The organism is Klebsiella sp. GG_Kp173, assembly GCF_040062415.1.
Taxonomy (GTDB): Bacteria; Pseudomonadota; Gammaproteobacteria; order Enterobacterales; family Enterobacteriaceae; genus Klebsiella; species Klebsiella quasipneumoniae.
Genome location: NZ_JBEAFZ010000081.1, coordinates 65,548 through 87,678, shown reverse-complemented (window position 1 = coordinate 87,678; position 22,131 = coordinate 65,548). Strand labels below are relative to the sequence as shown.

The window sequence follows — 22,131 nt, the reverse complement described above, 5'->3', positions numbered from 1 at the left end:
AGGTTCCCGTTCTGACATAATCTGGGGGCCAGATTACATGTTCGCGATAATCGCGTCACCAAACTCGCTACATTTCAGCAGTTTAGCGCCTTCCATCAGACGTTCGAAGTCATAGGTCACGGTCTTGGCAGCGATAGCGCCTTCCATGCCTTTGACGATCAGGTCTGCAGCTTCGAACCACTGCATGTGGCGCAGCATCATCTCTGCGGACAGGATGATGGAGCCCGGGTTCACTTTGTCCTGGCCAGCATACTTCGGCGCAGTACCGTGAGTCGCTTCGAACAGCGCGCACTCGTCGCCGATGTTGGCGCCCGGGGCGATACCGATACCGCCAACCTGTGCCGCCAGCGCGTCAGAGATGTAGTCGCCGTTGAGGTTCATACAGGCGATAACGTCGTATTCCGCAGGACGCAGCAGGATCTGCTGCAGGAAGGCGTCGGCGATCACGTCTTTTACCACGATCTCTTTACCGGTGTTCGGGTTCTTGATTTTCACCCACGGGCCGCCGTCGATCAGCTCGCCGCCGAACTCTTCGCGAGCCAGCTGGTAGCCCCAGTCTTTGAACGCGCCTTCGGTGAACTTCATAATGTTGCCTTTGTGCACCAGAGTGACGGAATCACGATCGTTGGTGATCGCATACTCTATGGCTGCACGAACCAGACGTTTGGTGCCTTCTTCAGAGCACGGCTTGATGCCGATGCCGCAATGTTCCGGGAAGCGAATTTTCTTCACGCCCATCTCATCGCGCAGGAATTTGATCACTTTGTCTGCTTCAGCAGAGTCGGCTTTCCACTCGATGCCTGCATAGATATCTTCGGAGTTTTCACGGAAGATAACCATGTCGGTCAGTTCCGGGTGCTTAACCGGGCTCGGGGTGCCCTGGTAGTAACGTACCGGACGCAGGCAGACGTAGAGATCCAGCTCCTGGCGCAGCGCCACGTTCAGGGAACGAATGCCGCCGCCGACTGGGGTAGTCAGAGGACCTTTGATAGCAACGCGGTAGTCACGAATCAGATCGAGGGTTTCAGCTGGCAGCCAGACATCCTGGCCATAGACGTGGGTCGATTTCTCACCGGTGTAAACTTCCATCCAGGAAATTTTACGCTCGCCCTTATAGGCTTTCTCAACGGCGGCATCAACCACTTTCAGCATCGCTGGGGTAACGTCAACGCCGATACCGTCACCTTCAATGAACGGGATAATCGGATTGTGAGGGACGTTCAGTTTGCCGTTTTGCAGGGTGATTTTTTGACCTTCCGCCGGAACTACTACTTTGCTTTCCATTAACCTCTCCTTCGAGCGCTTCTGGTTCTGCTCTTCCCTCTTCACGCGAGCCTGGTGTTGGCTGAGTCGGCCAGCTTCGGAGTACCGGGTCTTCCCGCTAACCGGAGCTATCGCGTCCGTGTCGCCTTCCTGCCTGTAGTGCGAATCGGTTTGAGCAATTTTTTGTTAATAATTTGTAATGAGCATGTCAATACTACCTGAATGTTTGCGTCCATGAAAGGCATTCGTAATTAGGCTATAATGCGGCAATTGATAGAGCCTGAAAATACCATGCAGAAAACTTCATTTAGAAAACATCGCGTTGAGCGATTCAGCACACAACAAGTCACCAGACAACGTAAAGAACGCCAGCCAAAAACTGTGATCTTGTTCAATAAACCCTATGATGTGTTGCCGCAATTTACCGACGAGGCCGGGCGCAGCACGCTGAAAGATTTTATTCCGGTGGCGGGCGTCTATGCTGCCGGTCGGCTCGATCGCGACAGCGAAGGCCTGCTGGTGCTGACCAACGACGGCGCGCTGCAGGCGAAGCTGACCCAGCCGGGTAAGCGCACCGGCAAGATCTACTATGTTCAGGTGGAAGGCGAACCCACGCCCGAGGCGCTGACCGCCTTGCGCGGCGGCGTCACCCTCAACGACGGCCCCACCCTGCCTGCCGGCGTAGAACTTGTGGAGGAACCCGTCTGGCTGTGGCCGCGCAACCCGCCGATTCGTGAGCGCAAATCGATTCCCACCCGCTGGCTGAAAATTACGCTCTACGAGGGACGCAACCGCCAGGTGCGCCGGATGACCGCCCACGTCGGCTTCCCCACCCTGCGTCTGATCCGCTACGCCATGGGCGGCTATACGCTCGACGGACTGGCCAACGGCGACTGGCGCAAAGCCGAATAACTGAAAAGGAAAAGCGATGTTTAAACCTCATGTCACCGTTGCCTGCGTGGTTCACGCCCAGGATAAATTTCTCATCGTCGAAGAAACCATTAACGGCAAAGCACTGTGGAACCAGCCGGCGGGCCATCTCGAGGCCAATGAAACGCTACTGCAGGCCGCCGAACGTGAACTGTGGGAGGAGACCGGCATTCGCGCCACGCCGCAGCACTTCATCCGCATGCATCAGTGGCTGGCTCCCGATAACACCCCGTTTCTGCGCTTCCTGTTCGCTATCGAACTTAGCGATCTGTGCGCCACTGAACCGCACGACAGCGATATCGATCGCTGCCTGTGGCTAAGTGCTGAGGAAATTCTTAACGCGCCAAACCTGCGCTCGCCGCTGGTTGCCGAAAGCATTCGCTGCTACCTGCAGGACCCGCGGCAGCCGCTGTCGCTGATTGGCGCCTTTAACTGGCCGTTCACAGGGGGTGAATGAACGGTGAGCGCGTGCTAGAATACGCCGCCTCGAAGTTCAATGTAGCGAGTATTTCCATGTCAGAAAGCCAGAAAAAAGTGATCGTCGGCATGTCCGGCGGCGTCGACTCCTCGGTCTCCGCGTACCTGTTGCTGCAGCAAGGGTATAAGGTGGAAGGCCTGTTCATGAAGAACTGGGAGGAAGACGACGGCGAGGAATACTGCACCGCCGCCGCCGACCTTGCCGATGCGCAAGCGGTCTGCGATAAGCTGGGCATTGAACTGCACACCGTTAACTTTGCCGCCGAATATTGGGATAACGTCTTTGAGCTCTTCCTGGAAGAGTACAAAGCCGGCCGCACGCCGAACCCGGATATTCTGTGCAATAAAGAGATCAAATTTAAAGCCTTTCTCGAGTTTGCTGCCGAAGACCTCGGCGCCGACTACATCGCCACCGGACACTATGTGCGCCGCGCCGATGTCGACGGTAAAAGCCAGCTGCTGCGCGGACTCGACGGCAATAAAGATCAGAGCTACTTCCTTTATACCCTTAGCCACGAGCAGATTGCCCAGAGCCTGTTCCCGGTGGGTGAACTGGAAAAACCGCAGGTGCGTAAGATCGCCGAAGAGCTGGATCTGATCACCGCGAAGAAAAAAGATTCCACCGGCATCTGCTTTATCGGCGAGCGTAAATTCCGCGATTTCCTTGGCCGTTACCTGCCGGCGCAGCCGGGCAAAATCCTCACCGTCGACGGCGAGGAGATCGGTACCCATCAGGGGCTGATGTACCACACCCTGGGCCAGCGTAAAGGGCTGGGTATCGGCGGCACCAAAGAGGGTAGCGAAGATCCATGGTACGTGGTCGATAAAGACGTTGAGAATAATATTCTTATCGTCGCCCAGGGCCATGACCACCCGCGCCTGATGTCCGTCGGTCTGATTGCCCAACAGCTGCACTGGGTTGACCGTGAACCGCTGCAGGGCACCCTGCGCTGCACGGTGAAAACCCGCTATCGCCAGACCGATATCCCCTGCACCGTTACCGCGCTGGATGAAGACCGTATCGAAGTCCGCTTCGATGAGCCGGTCGCGGCAGTGACACCGGGCCAGTCCGCGGTATTCTATTTGGGTGAAGTGTGTCTGGGCGGCGGAATTATTGAACAACGACTGCCTCTGCAGTCCTGAACGCGCGTTATTTCCGCCGGGACGAACCGCCCCGGCGGCTGACAAGGAGTATGTGTGGCGAAGAATTACTATGACATCACCCTGGCGCTGGCTGGCGTTTGCCAGGCGGCGCGACTGGTTCAGCAACTGGCGCATCAGGGACATTGCGACAGCGATGCCCTGCATGTGTCGCTGAACAGCATCATCGACCTCGATCCCGAGTCGACGCTGGCGGTGTTCGGTGGCAGTGAAGCCAATCTTCGCCTCGGCCTTGAAACGCTGCTCGGGGTGCTCAATACCAGCAGCCGTCAGGGTCTCAATGCGGAACTCACCCGCTATACCCTGAGCCTGATGGTGCTGGAGCGCAAGCTCGCCGCCAGTAAAGGGGCGATGGACACGCTCGGCAACCGCATCGCTGGCCTGCATCGTCAGCTGGAGCACTTTGACCTGCAGTCCGAAACGCTGCTCAGCGCCATGGCGGGCATCTATGTCGACGTGATAAGCCCGCTGGGCCCGCGTATTCAGGTAACCGGCTCCCCTGCCGTGCTGCAAAGCCCGCAGGTGCAGGCGAAAGTTCGCTCAGCGCTGCTGGCGGGTATTCGCGCCGCGGTGCTCTGGCATCAGGTGGGCGGCGGACGTCTGCAGCTTATGTTTTCCCGTAATCGTCTGGTTAACCAGGCAAAGCAAATTCTTGCTCATTTAACTCCGGAGTTGTGATCTATGGAATTATCCTCACTGACCGCCGTTTCCCCTGTAGACGGCCGCTACGGCGATAAAGTCAGCGCGCTGCGCGGTATCTTCAGCGAATTCGGTTTGCTGAAATTCCGCGTTCAGGTGGAAGTACGTTGGCTGCAAAAACTGGCCGCCCACGCAGCGATCAAGGAAGTTCCTGCTTTTGCTGCCGACGCAAACGGTTTCCTTGACAAAATCGTCGCCGATTTCAGCGTCGAAGACGCCGAGCGCATCAAAACCATTGAGCGCACCACTAACCACGACGTGAAAGCGGTAGAGTACTTTCTGAAAGAGAAAGTCGCTGACATCGCCGAACTGCACGCCGTGTCGGAGTTTATTCACTTCGCCTGTACCTCCGAAGACATCAATAACCTCTCCCACGCGCTGATGCTGAAAACCGCCCGCGACGAAGTGGTTCTGCCTTACTGGCGCAAACTGATTGACGCGGTAAAAGATCTGGCGACCCAGTACCGCGATGTGCCGCTGCTCTCCCGTACCCACGGCCAGCCAGCAACGCCGTCCACCATGGGTAAAGAGATGGCCAACGTCGCCTACCGTATGGAGCGCCAGTTCCGTCAGCTGAACCAGGTGGAAATCCTTGGTAAAATCAACGGCGCGGTGGGTAACTACAACGCCCACATCGCCGCTTACCCGGAAGTCGACTGGCATCAGTTCAGCGAAGAGTTTGTCACTTCGCTGGGCATTCAGTGGAACCCGTACACCACCCAGATCGAGCCGCATGACTATATCGCTGAGCTGTTTGACTGCATCGCGCGCTTTAACACCATTCTGATCGACTTCGATCGCGACGTGTGGGGCTACATCGCGCTCAACCACTTCAAACAGAAGACCATCGCCGGGGAAATCGGCTCCTCCACCATGCCGCACAAGGTGAACCCAATTGACTTCGAAAACTCCGAAGGCAACCTCGGCCTGGCCAATGCGGTCATGCAGCACCTGGCCAGCAAACTGCCGGTTTCCCGCTGGCAGCGCGACCTGACCGACTCCACCGTCCTGCGTAACCTCGGCGTGGGCATCGGCTATGCGCTGATCGCCTATCAGTCCACCCTCAAAGGGATTAGCAAGCTGGAGCTGAACCAGGATCGCCTGCTGGATGAACTGGATCACAACTGGGAAGTACTGGCTGAGCCGATCCAGACCGTGATGCGTCGTTACGGTATCGAAAAACCGTACGAGAAGCTGAAAGAGCTGACCCGCGGCAAACGCGTTGATGCGGAAGGGATGAAGCAGTTTATTGACAGCCTCGCCCTGCCGGAAGAGGAAAAAGTGCGTCTCAAAGCGATGACCCCGGCCAACTATATCGGTCGGGCAACCACCATGGTCGACGAGCTGAAGTAATCGCCCTGCCCCTCTTTCCGCCGGAAAGAGGGGTTTTTTATCGCCGGAAAGCGCTCAGATCCAAACGTCGTTCACCGCCGTCCGCTCGCCGCCCTCGTGGCCGGTATTTAACACCCCGCGCGGTTCAATCAGCATCAGCTTCGCTTCCGTCTCCGCCGAGGTCTTATGTTCCACCCCGCGCGGCACGACGATCATCTCCCCGGCCTTCACCAGCACATGTCCGTCGCGGAAGTCCACGCGCAATACCCCCTCCACCACCATCAGCGTCTCATCGGTTTCCGGGTGGCTGTGCCAGATAAAGTCGCCGGCGATGCGCACGATCTTGAACTGATAGTCATTCATTTCGGCCACCACTTTGGGCTGCCATTGTTCGCTGAACAGGGAAAATTTCTGAGCAAGATTAACGAGTTGATACATAGGCTGTCTCCTTGTGATAAAGGCAGTCAGCATAGTTCGCCTCGCCGCGTTCACGCTTGAACGATTGTGCAACCTGCGCCGCCTTAGCCGCGGATCGCCCGCAGCCAGCGCCCCGGAGAGAGGCCAAAGCGGCTGATAAACTGGCGCGTCATGTGGCTCTGGTCGGCAAACCCCGCGTCAGCGGCAATATCCACCAGACGCTCCCCGGTGCGCATCCGCTGGCGACAAAAATCGAGCCGGCGCATCATGACGTAGCGCCACGGGCTGGTGCCGTACAGCGTTCTGAAATCACGGCTCAGGCTCCAGCGGTCCCGGCCGCTGACCTGCGACAGGGTGTCGAGGGTCATATCCTGCATAAAACAGGCATGGATATACTCCCGAGCCCTCTCCGCCGCCTGATAATCAAACGCCTGGCGACGGGAACGCTGCCCGCCGACCACGGCCAGGGTCTGCGCCAGGTCGTACAGGGCGTCTTCTTCCTCCAGCGGCTCGAAGGTATCCGTGACCGCTTTCAACAGCGGCTGCACGGCGCGACCTAGCCGTGGATCCGCCGACAGGCCGCCGGGGATAAACGGCAATGGCCTGCCGCCGAGTATCTTCTGGATCAGCGCTGGCTCAATGTAGACCATGCGGTAGTGAAACCCCGCCTCGGTGCCCGCCTCGCCATCGTGTATTTCGTCCGGGTGAAGGACCATCGTCCCGCCGGGCAGACTGTGCTGTAGCCCGCCGCGATAGTGAAAGCTCTGCACGCCGGCGATCGTCTGGCCGATGGCGTAGGTGTCATGCCGGTGCGGCTCGTAGCCGTGGCCGCCGAAGAAGGCTTCGATGCGTTCCGTGCGGCTGGGCGATTGCGCCAGCCTGACCCAATCCGCGCTCTGCTGCTGAGACATAATGAATAACCTGCGGCGTTCTTGAGGGAGGATTCGAGCACTATTACACAAAAAATTAACATCACCAACCCGCTCACTGCCGCGCCCAGCCGCTGGGCGTTTGCTGAAATTACGCATAGAATGAAGGAGTTCCATACCCGCTGCGCAAAAGGCGCCGCTCAACGCCGGCCTGCCCGGCGATGCTCCACGCCGTTTGTATAAAAAGCTTTATTTAACAGCTGTTTATATTTTGCGTATATAATAAACGTCAGACTACTTTCGAAATTGCAAGGGAGAACAGCCATGCGCGTACTCGTGGTTGAGGATAATGCCCTGCTGCGTCACCACCTCAAAGTTCAGCTCCAGGAGCTGGGCCATCAGGTCGATGCCGCAGAGGATGCCAAGGAAGCGGATTACTATCTGGGCGAACATCTCCCGGATATCGCCATCGTCGATCTCGGCCTGCCGGACGAAGATGGATTATCGTTGATCCGTCGCTGGCGCAGCCATGACGTGTCGCTGCCGGTGCTGGTGCTGACCGCCCGCGAAGGATGGCAGGATAAAGTCGAAGTGCTCAGCGCCGGGGCGGATGATTACGTCACCAAGCCTTTCCATATTGAAGAGGTTGCCGCCCGCATGCAGGCGCTGCTGCGCCGCAACAGCGGCCTGGCCTCGCAGGTGATCTCTCTGCCGCCGTTTCAGGTCGACCTCTCCCGCCGCGAGCTGTCGGTGAACGATCAGCCGATCAAGCTGACGGCCTTTGAGTACACGATTATGGAAACCCTGATCCGCAACCGCGGCAAAGTGGTCAGTAAAGATTCCCTGATGCTCCAGCTTTACCCGGATGCCGAACTGCGTGAAAGCCATACCATCGACGTGCTGATGGGCCGGCTGCGTAAGAAAATTCAGGCTGAATACCCGCAGGACGTCATCACCACGGTGCGCGGCCAGGGCTATCTGTTCGAACTGCGCTGATGAAGGGACTGTTGCGGCATATTTTCCCGCTGTCATTACGGGTTCGCTTCCTGCTGGCGACCGCCGGGGTGGTGCTGGTGCTCTCCCTGGCCTATGGCATGGTGGCGCTGGTGGGCTACAGCGTCAGCTTCGATAAAACCACCTTCCGTCTGCTACGCGGCGAGAGCAATCTCTTTTATATGCTGGCCAAGTGGGAGAACGGCGCCATTGATGTCGATATCCCGGAAAATCTGAATATGGAAAGCCCGACGGTGACCCTTATTTACGATGAGAAGGGCAAACTACTGTGGGCGCAGCGCGATGTCCCCTGGCTGACGAAGCGCATTCAACCGGATTGGTTGAAACGCAATGGCTTCCATGAAATTGAAGCCGATGTCGACAGCAGCAGTATGCTGTTGCGCAATAACCATGAGGTTCAGGAACAGCTGGACGCCATCCGCGAACAGGGCGACGATTCGGAGATGACCCACTCGGTGGCGATCAACTTCTACCCAGCCACCAGCAAAATGCCCCAGCTCAGTATCGTGGTGGTCGACACCATCCCGGTGGAGCTCAAACGTAGCTATATGGTGTGGAGCTGGTTTATCTACGTGCTGGCCGCCAACCTCTTGCTGGTGATCCCCCTGCTGTGGGTCGCCGCCTGGTGGAGCCTGCGTCCCATCGAGTCGCTGGCCAAAGAGGTGCGCGAGCTGGAGGAACATCACCGCGAGAAGCTCAATCCCAACACCACCCGCGAGCTGACCCGACTGGTGAGCAACCTTAACCGGCTGGTTCGCAGCGAGCGTGAACGCTATGACAAATACCGCACCACCCTCACCGATCTCACCCACAGCCTGAAAACGCCGCTGGCGGTGATGCAGAGCACGTTGCGCTCGCTGCGCGGCGAGAAGATCAGCGTCGACGAGGCGGAGCCGGTGATGCTGGAGCAGATCAGCCGTATCTCGCAACAAATTGGCTACTATCTGCATCGCGCCAGCATGCGCAGCGGCGGTACCCTGCTGAGCCGGGAGCTGCATCCGATCGCCCCTCTGCTCGACAGCCTGACCTCCGCCCTCAATAAGGTCTATCAGCGCAAGGGGGTCAATATCTCGCTCGACATCTCGCCGGAGATCAGTTTTGTCGGCGAGCAGAACGATTTTATGGAAGTGATGGGCAACGTTCTCGATAACGCCTGTAAGTACTGTCTGGAGTTCGTGGAGGTTTCCGTGCGCCAGACCACCGACAGCCATCTGCACATCCTGGTGGAAGACGATGGGCCGGGGATCCCGCTGAGCCAGCGCCGCGCCGTCTTCGACCGCGGCCAGCGGGCGGATACTCTGCGTCCCGGCCAGGGGGTGGGGCTCTCCGTCGCCCGGGAAATCGTCGAACAATATGACGGGGAGATCATCGCCGGCGAGAGCCTGCTCGGCGGCGCCTGCATGGAGGTGGTGTTTGGCCGCCAGCTGATGGAAGATAAAGAGAGTTAATCGTTGAGTTTTTTCACGGCGCCTGCATCGCCGGGGCGCCGCATCCGTTATAATCCCTGTCAGACACCTGCAGTGGAATATCAATATGGATTATCAATTAACGCTTAACTGGCCCGACTTTATCGAACGCTACTGGCAAAAACGGCCGGTGGTATTGAAGCGCGGCTTCGCCAATTTTATCGACCCGCTGAGCCCGGACGAACTGGCTGGACTGGCCATGGAGAGCGAGGTCGATAGCCGCCTTGTCAGCCATCAGGATGGAAAATGGCAGGTCAGTCACGGTCCCTTCGAAAGCTACGATCACCTGAGCGAAAACAACTGGTCCCTGCTGGTGCAGGCGGTTAACCACTGGCATGAACCGTCTGCGGCGCTGATGCACCCGTTCCGCGCCCTGCCGGACTGGCGTATCGACGACCTGATGATCTCCTTCTCAGTACCGGGCGGCGGCGTCGGCCCGCATCTGGATCAGTATGATGTGTTTATCATTCAGGGCACAGGCCGTCGACGCTGGCGCGTCGGGGAAAAAGTGCCGATGAAACAGCACTGCCCGCATCCGGACCTGCTGCAGGTTGACCCCTTCGAGGCGATCATCGATGAAGAGATGGAGCCGGGGGATATTCTCTATATTCCGCCAGGATTCCCGCATGAGGGGTATTCGCTGGAAAACTCGCTCAACTATTCGGTCGGCTATCGCGCGCCGAATGCCCGCGAGTTGTTCAGCGGATTTGCCGACTACGTTCTCCAGCGCGAACTGGGCAGCCAGCGCTACGCCGATCCGGACGTGCCGTCGCGCGACCATCCGGCGGATATTTTACCGGCCGAACTCGACCGCCTGCGCGAGATGATGCTGGGGCTGATTAACCAACCGGAGCACTTTAAGCAGTGGTTCGGCGAGTTTATCACCCAGTCGCGTCATGAACTTGACGTCGCGCCGCCGGAGCCGCCGTACCAGCCTGACGAGATTTATGATGCCCTGCAGCAGGGCGATACCCTGGAACGCCTTGGCGGCCTGCGGGTGCTGCGCATTGACGGCGAGGTGTTCGTCAATGGCGAGAAGATCAACTCCCCGCACCGTCCGGCGCTGGACGCCTTAGCTACCCACCTGACGCTGCGCGCCGACCATTTTGGCGATGCGCTGGAAGATCCTTCCTTCCTCGCCATGCTGGCGGCGCTGGTCAACAGCGGCTACTGGTTCTTTGGCGACTGAGTCTCCATCCTGCCCGGCGGCGCTGCGCTTGCCGGGCCTACGGGTTCTGCGGTCACCGGCTGGACCGTATGCCGGATAAGGCAAAGCCGCCATCCGGCATCTTATGCGACAAGCAGAATGACCGGCCTGGTTGCGAAGGCTATTTCCCTGTTCGTGCCGCCGTCAGCTCGGCGATACGCACGATCACCTGCACCGCTTTCTCCATCCCTTCCAGGGTGACAAACTCATGTTTGCCGTGATAGTTGTAGCCGCCGGTAAACAGGTTCGGGCACGGCAGTCCCATAAACGAGAGCTGCGCGCCGTCGGTGCCGCCGCGGATCGGTTTTATCTGCGGTTCGATATCGCAGTCCACCATCGCCTGGCGGGCAATATCGACCACGTGCGGGTGGGCGATCACCTGCTCATGCATGTTGTAATAACTGTCCTCGATCACCAGCTCGATATAGCAGTCCGGGTGTAGCCCCTTGCCCACCTTTTTGGCGATCTCCATCATCTTGCGCTTGCGCGCCTCAAAGTGCTTGCGGTCAAAATCGCGGATGATGTAGTGCATCTCGGCCCGATCGACGCTGCCTTTGATGCTGGTGAGGTGATAAAAGCCTTCATAGCCTTCGGTGGTCTCCGGCGCCTCGTCGGCCGGCACTTCGGCATGAATGCGCGCGGCCAGCGACAGCGCGTTGACCATCACCCCTTTTGCGGTGCCGGGGTGCACGTTGTTGCCGACGATCTTAATGGTCACCGAGGCAGCATTGAAATTTTCAAACTCCAGTTCGCCGACCCCGCCGCCATCTACGGTGTAGGCCCAGCGGGCGTCAAAGGCCTCGACGTCGAAATGCTTCGCCCCTTTACCCACCTCTTCATCGGGGGTGAAGGCCACGCGGATATCGCCGTGGGGGATGTTTTTCGCCTGCAGGGTCGCCAGCGCGGTCATGATTTCGGCGATGCCGGCCTTGTCGTCCGCCCCCAGCAACGTCTTCCCGTCGGTGGTGATCAGCGTCTGCCCCAAAAGCTGATGCAAAACCGGGAACATCACCGGAGAGAGCACCTCATCGCCAATGCCGAGCGCGATATCGCCGCCGCGATAGTTTTCGACAATCTGCGGGTTAACGTTTTTGCCGCTGAAATCCGGGGAGGTGTCGACGTGAGAGATAAAGCCGATGGCCGGGATATCGCCCTCAACGTTGGCGGGCAGGGTTCCCATTACCGTCCCTTTTTCACTCAGCGTTACTTTGACCAGTCCCATTTCTTCCAGCTGCGCCTGCAACAGGCGTAACAGCTTCCACTGCCCTTCCGTGCTGGGGACCTGACGAACGCCAGGCTTCGACTGCGTGTCCAAAGAAACGTACTGCAAAAAACGCTCAAGCAATTTATCCATGTAGCCACCCTCTTCTTTTGTGACAACATTATTGATAAGCCAGAAAAGACAAATATTGCGTCAGGTCATTTTTAGCCCGTAAAGCGAAATTTAATAACGGAACCGACGTTATGGTGTAAAGGTAGACTATGCGGGCGTATCAAGGATTGGCGATTACCCTCGTTTGCCGTAGAATGCTGGCCCTTATTAAAAACGTGCAACCCCAAAGGTGGTTAATCACAAACCCCGCAGCGGCCGGAAATTTCCGTTGCGTCTACATGGGACAGAGTCAAAAATTGAATATACAACCGCGTTCGCGTTCGCCGCTGGTGCATCTGGCGGGAATTCGCAAGAGCTTTGATGGTAAAACGGTCATCGATAACCTTAACCTGACCATCAACAATGGTGAGTTTCTCACCCTGCTTGGCCCCTCTGGCTGCGGTAAAACCACCGTTCTGCGCCTTATTGCCGGCCTGGAAAACGTCGACAGCGGACGGATCCATCTCGAAGATCACGATATCACTCATGTTCCGGCGGAAAACCGCCACGTTAATACTGTATTCCAAAGCTACGCCCTGTTTCCGCATATGACGGTGTTCGAGAACGTCGCCTTTGGCCTGCGGATGCAGAAAACCCCGGCGGCGGAAATCACACCGCGGGTGATGGATGCCTTAAAGATGGTGCAGCTGGAGGCCTTTGCCCAGCGCAAACCGCACCAGCTCTCCGGCGGCCAGCAGCAGCGCGTGGCCATCGCCCGCGCGGTGGTCAACAAACCGCGCCTGCTGCTACTCGATGAGTCCCTTTCGGCGCTGGATTACAAGCTGCGCAAGCAGATGCAGAACGAACTGAAAGCGCTGCAGCGTAAGCTCGGCATCACCTTCGTCTTCGTCACTCACGACCAGGAAGAGGCCCTGACCATGTCCGATCGCATCGTGGTGATGCGTGATGGCAAAATTGAGCAGGACGGCACCCCGCGCGAGATCTACGAAGAGCCAAAAAACCTGTTCGTTGCCAGCTTTATCGGCGAGATCAATATCTTCGACGCCACGGTCATTGAACGCCTCGACGAACAGCGCGTGCGGGCCAGCGTGGAAGGGCGTGAATGCAACATCACCGTCAATTTTGCGGTGGAGGCCGGCCAGCGCCTGCATGTCCTGCTGCGCCCGGAAGATCTGCGCGTCGATGAGATCCACCACAACAGCGACGCCGACGGCCTGATAGGCTATGTCCGCGAGCGCAACTATAAGGGCATGACCCTCGAGTCGGTGGTGGAGCTGGAAAACGGCAAAATGGTGATGGTCAGCGAATTCTTTAACGAAGACGACCCGGATTTCGACCACTCTCTTGATCAGAAAATGTCTATCAATTGGGTAGAGAGCTGGGAGGTGGTGCTGGCCGATGAAGAACACCAGTAAATTCCAGAATGTGGTGATCGCCACCATCGTCGGTTGGCTGGTGCTGTTTGTCTTTCTGCCCAACCTGATGATCATCGCCACCAGCTTCCTGACCCGCGACGACGCTAACTTCGTCAAGCTGGTCTTCACGCTGGACAACTACTCGCGGCTGCTGGATCCGCTCTATTACGACGTGCTGCTGCATTCGCTGAACATGGCGCTGTTGGCGACCCTCGCCTGCCTGGCGCTGGGCTACCCGTTTGCGTGGTTCCTTGCCCGGCTGCCGCAGAAAGTGCGCCCCCTGCTGCTGTTCCTGCTGATCGTTCCCTTCTGGACCAACTCGTTGATCCGCATCTACGGGCTGAAGATTTTCCTCAGCACCAAAGGCTACCTTAACGAGTTTCTCCTGTGGCTGGGAGTGATCGACACGCCGATACGCATTATGTTCACCCCGTCGGCGGTGATTATCGGCCTGGTATACATCCTGCTGCCGTTTATGGTGATGCCGCTTTACTCCAGCATTGAGAAACTGGACCGTCCGCTGCTGGAAGCGGCGAAAGATCTCGGCGCCAGCAAGCTGCAGACGTTTATCCGCATCATCATTCCGCTAACCATGCCGGGGATCATCGCCGGCTGCCTGCTGGTGATGTTGCCGGCGATGGGGCTATTCTACGTTTCCGACCTGATGGGCGGCGCCAAGAACCTGCTGATCGGCAACGTGATCAAGAGCCAGTTCCTCAATATTCGCGACTGGCCGTTCGGCGCGGCAACCAGCATTACCTTAACCCTGGTGATGGGCCTGATGCTGTTGATTTACTGGCGCGCGGCGCGCCTGCTGAATAAAAAGGTGGAGCTGGAATGATCGGTCGACTGCTGCGCGGCGGCTTTATGACCGCCATCTACGCGTATCTCTACATCCCTATTATTATCCTGATCGTTAACTCATTTAACCGGTCGCGCTTCGGCATCAACTGGCAGGGGTTCACCACCGACTGGTATAGCCTGCTGATGAACAACGACAGCCTGCTGCAGGCCGCCCAGCACTCGCTGACCATGGCGGTGCTGTCGGCGACCTTCGCCACCCTTATCGGCTCGCTGACCGCCGTGGCGCTGTATCGCTATCGCTTTCGCGGCAAACCGTTCGTTAGCGGTATGCTGTTTGTAGTGATGATGTCGCCAGATATTGTCATGGCTATCTCCCTGCTGGTGCTGTTTATGCTGATTGGCGTCCAGCTTGGCTTCTGGTCGCTGCTGTTTTCGCATATCACCTTTTGCCTGCCGTTTGTGGTGGTCACCGTATACTCCCGGCTGAAAGGCTTTGACGTGCGGATGCTGGAGGCGGCGAAAGATCTGGGCGCCAGCGAGATGACCATCCTGCGTAAAATCATCCTGCCGCTGGCCCTGCCGGCGGTGGCCGCCGGGTGGCTGCTGAGCTTCACGCTGTCGATGGATGACGTGGTGGTCTCCTCGTTCGTCACCGGTCCGGGGTATGAAATCCTGCCGCTGAAGATCTATTCGATGGTGAAGGTCGGCGTTTCGCCAGAGGTGAACGCCCTGGCAACGATACTGTTGGTTCTGTCGCTGGTGATGGTCATCGCCAGTCAGTTAATTGCACGTGATAAAACTCAGGGGACGTTAAAATGAAAAAATGGTCACGCCACCTGCTCGCGGCGGGCGCTCTGGCAATCGGCATGAGCGCTGCCCACGCGGACGACAGCAAAACGCTCTACTTCTACAACTGGACCGAATATGTGCCGCCGGGCCTGCTGGAGCAGTTCACCAAAGAGACTGGCATCAAGGTTATCTATTCGACCTACGAGTCGAACGAAACCATGTACGCCAAACTCAAGACCTATAAAGACGGTGCGTACGACCTGGTCGTCCCGTCGACCTACTTCGTCGACAAGATGCGCAAAGAAGGCATGCTGCAGAAGATCGATAAGAGCAAGCTGACTAACTTCAGCAACCTCGATCCGCAGATGCTGAACAAACCGTTCGACCCGAATAACGACTACTCCATCCCCTACATCTGGGGGGCGACGGCTATCGGCGTCAACAGCGACGCTATCGATCCGAAAACCGTCACCAGCTGGGCCGACCTGTGGAAACCGGAATACAAAAGTAGCCTGCTGCTGACCGACGACGCACGCGAAGTGTTCCAGATGGCGCTGCGTAAGCTGGGTTATTCCGGCAACACGACCGACCCGAAAGAGATTGAAGCCGCCTATAACGAGCTAAAAAAACTGATGCCCAACGTCGCGGCGTTTAACTCCGATAACCCGGCGAACCCGTATATGGAAGGCGAAGTGAACCTCGGGATGGTATGGAACGGCTCGGCTTACGTCGCACGCCAGGCCGGTACCCCGCTGGAAGTGATCTGGCCGAAAGAAGGCGGCATCTTCTGGATGGACAGCCTGTCGATTCCGGCAAATGCTAAGAACGTCGACGGCGCGCTGAAGCTGATTAACTTCCTGCTGCGCCCGGATGTCGCCAAACAGGTCGCGGAAACCATCGGCTACCCCACGCCAAACCTGGCGGCGCGCAAAATGCTCAGCCCGGCAGTGGCCAACGATAAATCGCTTTATCCGGACGCCGCCACCATCGAAAAAGGCGAATGGCAGAATGACGTCGGCAGCGCCAGCGCCATTTATGAAGAGTATTACCAGAAGCTGAAAGCGGGCCGCTAATCCCGCAGGGCGGAACCGCGGTTCCGCCCTTTTTTTTGCCCTCAGTTTAGCCTCTCAGCGCGCGCCAGAGGATCGCCGGCAGCTTGCGCCAGCGCGGCCGATGGTAAAAATCCACCAGCCGCTGCGCCACCGCTTCCTGCCCCCGGTGGGTAATAAACCAGGGCGGCAAAGGCATCAGCGTCAGTTCGCCATGCCACAGACTGCGCGGAAACGGCCGAAACGGCGCCTCAATCACCGTGCGCTCGGTTTTCTCCAGCATAAAGCTGTTATGCACCTTGCCCCGCCCGCTCTGAATATCGTCGAGCGTATGGCCAGGGAACGCCCCCCACGGGCAAGGGGCTAACAGGAAGGCCACCCCGCTCCAGCAGTTGATCGCCACCGTGCCGTAGCGCAGCTCGGCGATCAGCGCGTTAAAACGCTTACGCCCTATCGCTTTACGGGTGCGCGGGTGGATCACAATATTGGCTCCCAGCGTGCCCTGCAGCCGCTGATTGGCATAGCCGATCGCCTGACGCAGAAAGCTTTCCGCGCTGTCGGCCTCAAGGCGGGTGATCGACAGCCCCGGACCAAAGACCTCCTGCTGGCAGAAGTCGGGGTCATCCTCGGTGTTCGCCACAATCAACGGCAGCGCATCGCCGCGCGCTATCTCCAGCGGCTGGCGGGCGCGCAGGCGAAAGTTAGTCAACCGGTTTTCCGCACCGGGGTAATAGTCCTGGCGGGTATTGGCGGCGATCAGCCGGTACAGCTGGTTAAGCAGGGCCGACGCCGGCTCCCAGCCCTGCTGCAGGATCAGCACCTGGCTGGCCACGCAGTTAAACCCGCCGTTGTTCATTTTCTGCGTCGCCAGCTGCTGCGCCTGAAAAGCGATATCCGCCTCGCTCCATGGCCCGGGGACGATAATGGTGGGGCTGACCCCGCCCAGCTCTGAGGTCACCCGGCGCGGGTTCAGCGGCGTCCCGGCGGCCCGACGCTGGCGAGCGGCCTCCCCATCGCCCCAGACGATAGCGTCATGGCTCTCCCGCGATCCGGTGATATGGATCTCATCGACAGCGGGATGGCTGGTCAGCCACGCCCCCGCCCGGGCGTCGCCGGTGACAATTCGGAGCGCATCCATGGCGATCAGCGGCGCCAGAGCCTGAGCCAGCAGATCGTGCAGATAATCATTCACCGGGTTGAGCTTCAGCAGGCAGACCTGATTTTCAATAAACAGCTTGTGTAACACGTCCAGCGGCGCGATAGAGGCCACATTTCCGGCGCCGAGTACCAGCGCCAGCTTGCCCTGCCGCGCGGCCGGCGGGATGTCGTATGCGGCTGCCGCGCAGCGATCGAGATTGGCCCGGGTGACTCCCGGCTGCATCCAAATTTCAGTGCGAATACCGGAGAGCAGCAGCCGATCCCAGAGCGTGCCGGGCACCACCCGCAGCGCCAGCCGGCCGTCCGCCAGCGTCCTCAGCGGGATCCGCCGCAGAAAGGTTTTCTCCTCCAGTTGCTCCAGGGTGGTGATAAGCCCGTTGCAGCCGACCATTAGCGCGCAGGGGCCCGCCAGCCATTCTTCGCCCGTCAGCGGATCCCCCGGCGGCAGCCCTTTAGCCCTCGCCGCCGCCTCCACCCACGCCGGAGCTATGCTGGCCAGGGCATCCTTGATCTGGCGCAGGAGCGCCAGACGACGGTTCACTGAGGTTTCCGCCCAGCGCTGGCGCGCAGCCGACAAGGCGTGCAGCGCTGCGTCATACTGAGAGCAGGTCGTCAGACCGGGTCGCGCGTGGCTCATTGTCCCTCACTCATTAAAATTTCCCCGTAGGCCTGGCGCAGCTGGTTTTTAAGCACCTTACCCGTGGCGCTGACCGGTAGCGCATCGACAAATATCACCCGATCCGGGATCTGCCACTTGGGCACCCGTTTCTCAAACCAGGCCAGCAGATCGCTCTCCTCCACTTCCCCCCCTTCCGCACGGACGCACAGCAGCACCGGCCGTTCGTCCCAGCGCGGGTGGCGGGCGGCGATGGCCGCCGCGCTGCGTACCGCCGGATGAGCGATGGCAATATTCTCCAGCTCAACGGTGGAGATCCACTCGCCACCGGACTTGATAATATCCTTTGCCCGATCGCTGATCACCAGATAACCATTGGCGTCGAGCGTACCGATATCGCCGGTATCAAACCAGCCTGCCGCGGTCAGGGCGCTTTCGTCCTGACCATAGTATTGCTCTACCACCCAGTGCCCCCTCACCTGCAGATACCCCTGACTTTGACCATCCCGGGGCAACGGTTCGCCATCCACGTCGACCACCTGCAGCTCGATGCCAAAAATAGGCCGCCCCTGACCGGTACGCTGCTTTTGCTGCTCCTGTGCCGGGAGGGCGTCATGTTTGCTCAACAGCGTGTTGATGGTGCCGATAGGCGATGTTTCGGTCATTCCCCAGGCGTGGGTCAGCGCAATGCCGTAATCGCGCTGAAAGGCCTCGGCCATCGACGGCGGCAGCGCGGAGCCACCAACCAGCGCACGTTTGAATTCAGGCATTCTCACGTCTGTCCGACGCATCGCCGCCAGCAAGCCGGCCCAGATCACCGGCACGCCAAACCCCACGGTTACTTTCTCGGCAGCCAGCAGCTGCAGCAGGCTGTCGCCATCGAGGTGCGGCCCCGGCAGCACCAGCCGCGCCCCGACCATGGCGGCGATAAACGGCGTCCCCCACGCGTTGACATGGAACATCGGCACCACCGGCAACAGACTGTCCCTGGCCGATATCCCGGCGGCGTCCGGCTGATTGCCGCTCAAAGCGTGCAGGACCAGCGAACGATGGGTATTCAACACCCCTTTCGGCCGGCCAGTGGTTCCCGAGGTGTAGCAGAGCGAGGCCGGCGTCAGTTCATTCAACTGCGGCCAGCGATAGTTTGCCATTCCCTGCTGCAACAGATCGTCATAAAACAGCAATGAGGGCAGCTGGCTGAGCGCCGCTTCGCTGCGCGGCTCCATCAGCACGACGTGTTTCACCGTCGGCAGCTGCGCCAGCAGCTGCGTCACCAGCGGCAAAAAGGTCTGATCAAAGAACAGCACTTCGTCGGCAGCGTCGTTGAGGATATACAGTAGATGGTCAACCGACAGCCGCGGATTGACGGTATGCGTTACCCAGCCGCCGGAGGCGACGGCAAAATAGATCTCCAGGTGGCGACGGTTGTTCCATGCGAGGGTGGCGCAGCGGGCGCCCGGTGGCAGCCCCAATGATGCCAGCGCCGACGCCAGCCGCTGAGCGCGGCTGGCCACCTCCCCCCAGCTGCTGCGCTCCTTCTCACCGCCAGCGCTCACCGAGACGATCTCGGTCTCGCTGTGGTATTGCGCCGCATGGCTGAGCAGCGCGGTGGTGGTGAGATCCTGATAAATCATCGGTGACGGCATGGCGGGGTCTCCTTTGCAGACTTCCGGGCGGGGGAACAGGGTCGCGGCGCGAACGTGCGGACGCCTATTGAATCTGGTCTACATTTGCCGGTATGCACAAAAAAACGTACAGAAATCAGCGGTCACGCACAAAATAGAGTAGGAAATCGCTCAGAAAGGAGAAGCCGAGAATGGCAGGATGGAGGTCATTGCCCGGCGCCGGTCCGGGCCATATCGTCAGAGCGACCGCCGGGGGCTGACGGTAGCCAGGAGAAAGTTATGCGCGTCTCAGGGGGAAGCGGATCAGCGTCGTCCGCCGTCGCGCTGGCCTTTACCCTTCCCTTTTGCGGCTCGCCGCTGCAAAACACCCTCCATGATGCCGACAACCCCGTTGAGGGGTTTCCACAGCGCCACCAGCAGCAGCAACGGGCCGTATATTCGCACACCGCCGGTCGCTATCTGGCCGGTTAGCAACAGGGCTAAACCATCCAGCAGCAGGCACAATGCGCTGCCGGTGCCGACGAACAGACACAGCAGGAAGAGGATCGGTCGGCTGTCGGCGTGTAGCGGTAAAGCACGCTGGCTCCAGACGCCAACGAGAATGGCCGCGATCAAGGCGATCGATTCAATGACCAGGGGATTATGCATGGTCTGACTCCTGTCATGACGTGACATCCTTGTCAGCAGCGCTGCCGGAGGCGGCGGGCGTCGCCCTCGTCCCCGGCAGGCTGCTTCAGTTTACAGCGCGTTTTCCTGCAGCAGCTTATCGATAAAGGCGGGCACCACTTCGCTCGCCAGTCCGTAGTGCTTTTCGGCAAACTCGCTGCCCACCTGGCTGGGCTCCAGGTTCAGTTCAACGGTGTGGGCGCCGTGCAGCCGCGCCTCGTGCACAAAGCCGGCCGCCGGATAAACGTGGCCGGAGGTGCCGATGGCGATAAAGATATCCGCTTCGGCCAGCGCGCTGTAGATCTCGTCCATCCCCAGCGGCATTTCGCCAAACCAGACCACGTGGGGACGCAGCGCCGCCGGGAACTGGCAGCAGTGGCACTTGTCCTCTGCGGTGACGTCGCCGGTCCACTCCAGCACCTGGCCACTCCACGAACAGCGCACCTTCAGCAGCTCGCCGTGCATATGGATCACCCGGCGGTTGCCGGCGCGTTCGTGCAGATTATCGATATTCTGGGTGACCAGCAGAAAATGGTCGCCCAGCAGATCCTCCAGACGCGCCAGCGCCAGATGCGCCGCGTTCGGCGCGATCTCCGGACTCTGCAGCTGACGACGGCGGGCGTTGTAGAACGCCTGCACCAGCGCCGGGTCGCGGGCGAAGCCTTCCGGCGTCGCCACATCTTCCACCCGATGCTCTTCCCACAGGCCATCGGCCGCGCGGAAAGTTTTGATCCCCGACTCCGCCGATATGCCCGCGCCGGTTAACACCACCACTCTCGGTTTGGCCATCGCTTCAGGCTTCATCCTGTCCTCCCTAAAGAAAATCCGCTGACGCAGACGGTCACGCAACTGACGTTTATTGCGACGAAAACGGCTCAATCGATGTAAACGGCGCGACTGCATAGCTACCTCTGTGATTAATGGGTCAGATGAAGGAAGGCCGCACCGCGCATTCCCCCGGCATCGCCATGGCGCGCGCGCTCAATGCGCGGTACCCTGGCGACCGGCAGAAGATGGCGCGGCAATCGCTGCGCCAGCCCTTCGCTAATGGCCGTAAAGTTAGATAATCCACCGCCGAGCACCAGCAAATCCGGGTCGACAATGGTCAGTATATTCCCCAGACACACCGCCAGCAGATCGAGATAGCGCTCTACGTGCGCCAGGGCGCGCGGATCGTGCTGCTGCCACTGCGCCACAATCTCCGGCGAGGTGAGCGGTTGCTGATAAAAATGTTCATACAGCCAGGCAAAACCGCGGCCGGAGAGATAATTTTCAATGCAGCCCAGCTGGCCGCAGCCGCAGCGAAGCAGCGGAAAATCACGCCCGACCACCTCCAGGGCATCCACCGGCAGACGAATATGACCAAACTCGCCGGTGATATAGCTATGTCCGGTAATCGATTTACCGTTCAACACCAGGCCGCCGCCCACGCCGGTTCCGAGGATCAGCCCCATCACCAGCGGGTATTGCGTAAACTCATCGTCCCACGCTTCCGACAGCGCGAAGCAGTTGGCGTCATTATCGAGGCGCACATCGCGCCCCAGCCGCGCGCTGAGGTCGGCGCGCAGCGGCCGGCCGCTGGCGGCAGGCACGTTAGCGGCATACAGCGTGCCGTCCGCCGTTTCCGGCATCCCCGGGATACCGATCCCAACCGACCCCTGCTGGTCGAAGCGCTCATCGGCCTCGCGGACCAGCGCCTCTACCGCCTGAAGAAAATCCTCATAACTGCTTTTCGGCGTGGCGACGCGTTTTTCCCACTGCAGCCGCCGCTCCTGATTAAATACGCCCAGCGCTATCTTGCTGCCGCCAATGTCAAATCCATAGTACATTTCAGCAATTCC

Annotated in this window: 21 protein-coding genes; 12 read left to right on the top strand and 9 right to left on the bottom strand. The window is 59.2% G+C overall.

What is annotated here, in order from left to right; translation table 11 throughout:
* Positions 1–33 precede the first annotated feature (33 nt).
* Positions 34–1,284, bottom strand: coding sequence for an NADP-dependent isocitrate dehydrogenase (gene icd / locus ABLU50_RS18660; RefSeq protein ID WP_004150800.1), 1,251 nt, complete (start codon positions 1,282–1,284; stop codon positions 34–36).
* A 240-nt stretch (positions 1,285–1,524) separates the two neighbouring features.
* Between icd and rluE the strand changes: the two genes are divergently transcribed.
* Genes rluE through purB form a run of 5 tightly spaced genes read left to right on the top strand, consistent with a single transcriptional unit; the run spans position 1,525 to position 5,883 of the window.
* Positions 1,525–2,175 carry a 23S rRNA pseudouridine(2457) synthase RluE gene (gene rluE, locus ABLU50_RS18655; RefSeq protein ID WP_087832964.1) on the top strand — a complete coding sequence of 217 codons (651 nt, stop codon included), beginning with the start codon at positions 1,525–1,527 and terminating at the stop codon, positions 2,173–2,175.
* 16 nt (positions 2,176–2,191) lie between these two features.
* Complete coding sequence (locus ABLU50_RS18650) at positions 2,192–2,650, top strand: NUDIX hydrolase (protein WP_004150802.1); 459 nt, start codon at positions 2,192–2,194, stop codon at positions 2,648–2,650.
* Between the two features lie 56 nt (positions 2,651–2,706).
* The gene (gene mnmA, locus ABLU50_RS18645; protein WP_012542211.1) at positions 2,707–3,813 is read left to right on the top strand and encodes a tRNA 2-thiouridine(34) synthase MnmA; all 1,107 of its coding nucleotides are present in this window, start codon (positions 2,707–2,709) and stop codon (positions 3,811–3,813) included.
* A gap of 54 nt (positions 3,814–3,867) precedes the next feature.
* The gene (gene hflD, locus ABLU50_RS18640; protein ID WP_004140557.1) at positions 3,868–4,509 is read left to right on the top strand and encodes a high frequency lysogenization protein HflD; all 642 of its coding nucleotides are present in this window, start codon (positions 3,868–3,870) and stop codon (positions 4,507–4,509) included.
* 3 nt (positions 4,510–4,512) lie between these two features.
* Positions 4,513–5,883: an adenylosuccinate lyase gene (gene purB / locus ABLU50_RS18635; RefSeq protein WP_087832963.1), complete on the top strand. Its 1,371-nt coding sequence runs from the start codon at positions 4,513–4,515 to the stop codon at positions 5,881–5,883.
* 54 nt (positions 5,884–5,937) lie between these two features.
* Here the strand turns inward: purB and ABLU50_RS18630 are convergent, their stop codons facing one another.
* Entirely contained in the window at positions 5,938–6,300 is a 363-nt protein-coding gene (locus ABLU50_RS18630) for a cupin domain-containing protein (RefSeq protein ID WP_012542212.1), read from the bottom strand.
* Between the two features lie 83 nt (positions 6,301–6,383).
* Positions 6,384–7,190: an AraC family transcriptional regulator gene (locus ABLU50_RS18625; protein ID WP_023317929.1), complete on the bottom strand. Its 807-nt coding sequence runs from the start codon at positions 7,188–7,190 to the stop codon at positions 6,384–6,386.
* Positions 7,191–7,472: 282 nt separating this feature from the next.
* Between ABLU50_RS18625 and phoP the strand changes: the two genes are divergently transcribed.
* The 3 genes from phoP (at position 7,473) to ABLU50_RS18610 (ending at position 10,817) form a co-directional block, all read left to right on the top strand.
* Positions 7,473–8,144, top strand: a complete 672-nt coding sequence (gene phoP / locus ABLU50_RS18620) for a two-component system response regulator PhoP (protein ID WP_004206636.1) — start codon at positions 7,473–7,475, stop codon at positions 8,142–8,144.
* Positions 8,144–9,610 (top strand): two-component system sensor histidine kinase PhoQ, encoded by a 1,467-nt coding sequence (gene phoQ, locus ABLU50_RS18615; RefSeq protein ID WP_023317928.1) that lies wholly within the window; start codon positions 8,144–8,146, stop codon positions 9,608–9,610. Before phoP ends, phoQ begins: the two co-directional genes overlap by 1 nt.
* Before the next feature lie 85 nt (positions 9,611–9,695).
* Positions 9,696–10,817, top strand: coding sequence for a cupin domain-containing protein (locus ABLU50_RS18610; RefSeq protein ID WP_004206634.1), 1,122 nt, complete (start codon positions 9,696–9,698; stop codon positions 10,815–10,817).
* A 139-nt stretch (positions 10,818–10,956) separates the two neighbouring features.
* Here ABLU50_RS18610 and pepT read toward each other — a convergent pair whose 3' ends face one another.
* Entirely contained in the window at positions 10,957–12,189 is a 1,233-nt protein-coding gene (gene pepT, locus ABLU50_RS18605) for a peptidase T (RefSeq protein WP_087832962.1), read from the bottom strand.
* A gap of 257 nt (positions 12,190–12,446) precedes the next feature.
* On the opposite strand from pepT, the gene potA reads away from it, so the two are divergent.
* The 4 genes from potA to potD are packed head-to-tail and all read left to right on the top strand — an operon-like array spanning position 12,447 to position 16,249.
* Positions 12,447–13,583: a spermidine/putrescine ABC transporter ATP-binding protein PotA gene (gene potA, locus ABLU50_RS18600; protein WP_004150811.1), complete on the top strand. Its 1,137-nt coding sequence runs from the start codon at positions 12,447–12,449 to the stop codon at positions 13,581–13,583.
* The gene (gene potB / locus ABLU50_RS18595; RefSeq protein ID WP_004150812.1) at positions 13,567–14,424 is read left to right on the top strand and encodes a spermidine/putrescine ABC transporter permease PotB; all 858 of its coding nucleotides are present in this window, start codon (positions 13,567–13,569) and stop codon (positions 14,422–14,424) included. Before potA ends, potB begins: the two co-directional genes overlap by 17 nt.
* Complete coding sequence (gene potC / locus ABLU50_RS18590) at positions 14,421–15,206, top strand: spermidine/putrescine ABC transporter permease PotC (RefSeq protein WP_004150813.1); 786 nt, start codon at positions 14,421–14,423, stop codon at positions 15,204–15,206. Before potB ends, potC begins: the two co-directional genes overlap by 4 nt.
* Positions 15,203–16,249 (top strand): spermidine/putrescine ABC transporter substrate-binding protein PotD, encoded by a 1,047-nt coding sequence (potD, locus tag ABLU50_RS18585; RefSeq protein WP_004206631.1) that lies wholly within the window; start codon positions 15,203–15,205, stop codon positions 16,247–16,249. The genes potC and potD overlap by 4 nt, the downstream gene beginning before the upstream one ends.
* 46 nt (positions 16,250–16,295) lie before the next feature.
* Here the strand turns inward: potD and ABLU50_RS18580 are convergent, their stop codons facing one another.
* The 5 genes from ABLU50_RS18580 to nagK form a co-directional block, all read right to left on the bottom strand.
* Complete coding sequence (locus ABLU50_RS18580; protein ID WP_087832961.1) at positions 16,296–18,020, bottom strand: aldehyde dehydrogenase family protein; 1,725 nt, start codon at positions 18,018–18,020, stop codon at positions 16,296–16,298.
* Positions 18,017–19,645: a long-chain fatty acid--CoA ligase gene (locus ABLU50_RS18575; RefSeq protein WP_106479162.1), complete on the bottom strand. Its 1,629-nt coding sequence runs from the start codon at positions 19,643–19,645 to the stop codon at positions 18,017–18,019. The genes ABLU50_RS18580 and ABLU50_RS18575 overlap by 4 nt, the downstream gene beginning before the upstream one ends.
* Before the next feature lie 282 nt (positions 19,646–19,927).
* Positions 19,928–20,272, bottom strand: a complete 345-nt coding sequence (locus tag ABLU50_RS18570; RefSeq protein ID WP_023317922.1) for a hypothetical protein — start codon at positions 20,270–20,272, stop codon at positions 19,928–19,930.
* Between the two features lie 90 nt (positions 20,273–20,362).
* Positions 20,363–21,193: a Sir2 family NAD+-dependent deacetylase gene (gene cobB, locus ABLU50_RS18565; RefSeq protein ID WP_017898959.1), complete on the bottom strand. Its 831-nt coding sequence runs from the start codon at positions 21,191–21,193 to the stop codon at positions 20,363–20,365.
* Positions 21,194–21,207: 14 nt separating this feature from the next.
* A complete protein-coding gene (gene nagK, locus ABLU50_RS18560) occupies positions 21,208–22,119 on the bottom strand; it encodes an N-acetylglucosamine kinase (protein WP_004204591.1) in 912 nt (303 codons plus the stop codon).
* Between the last annotated feature and the right edge of the window lie 12 nt (positions 22,120–22,131).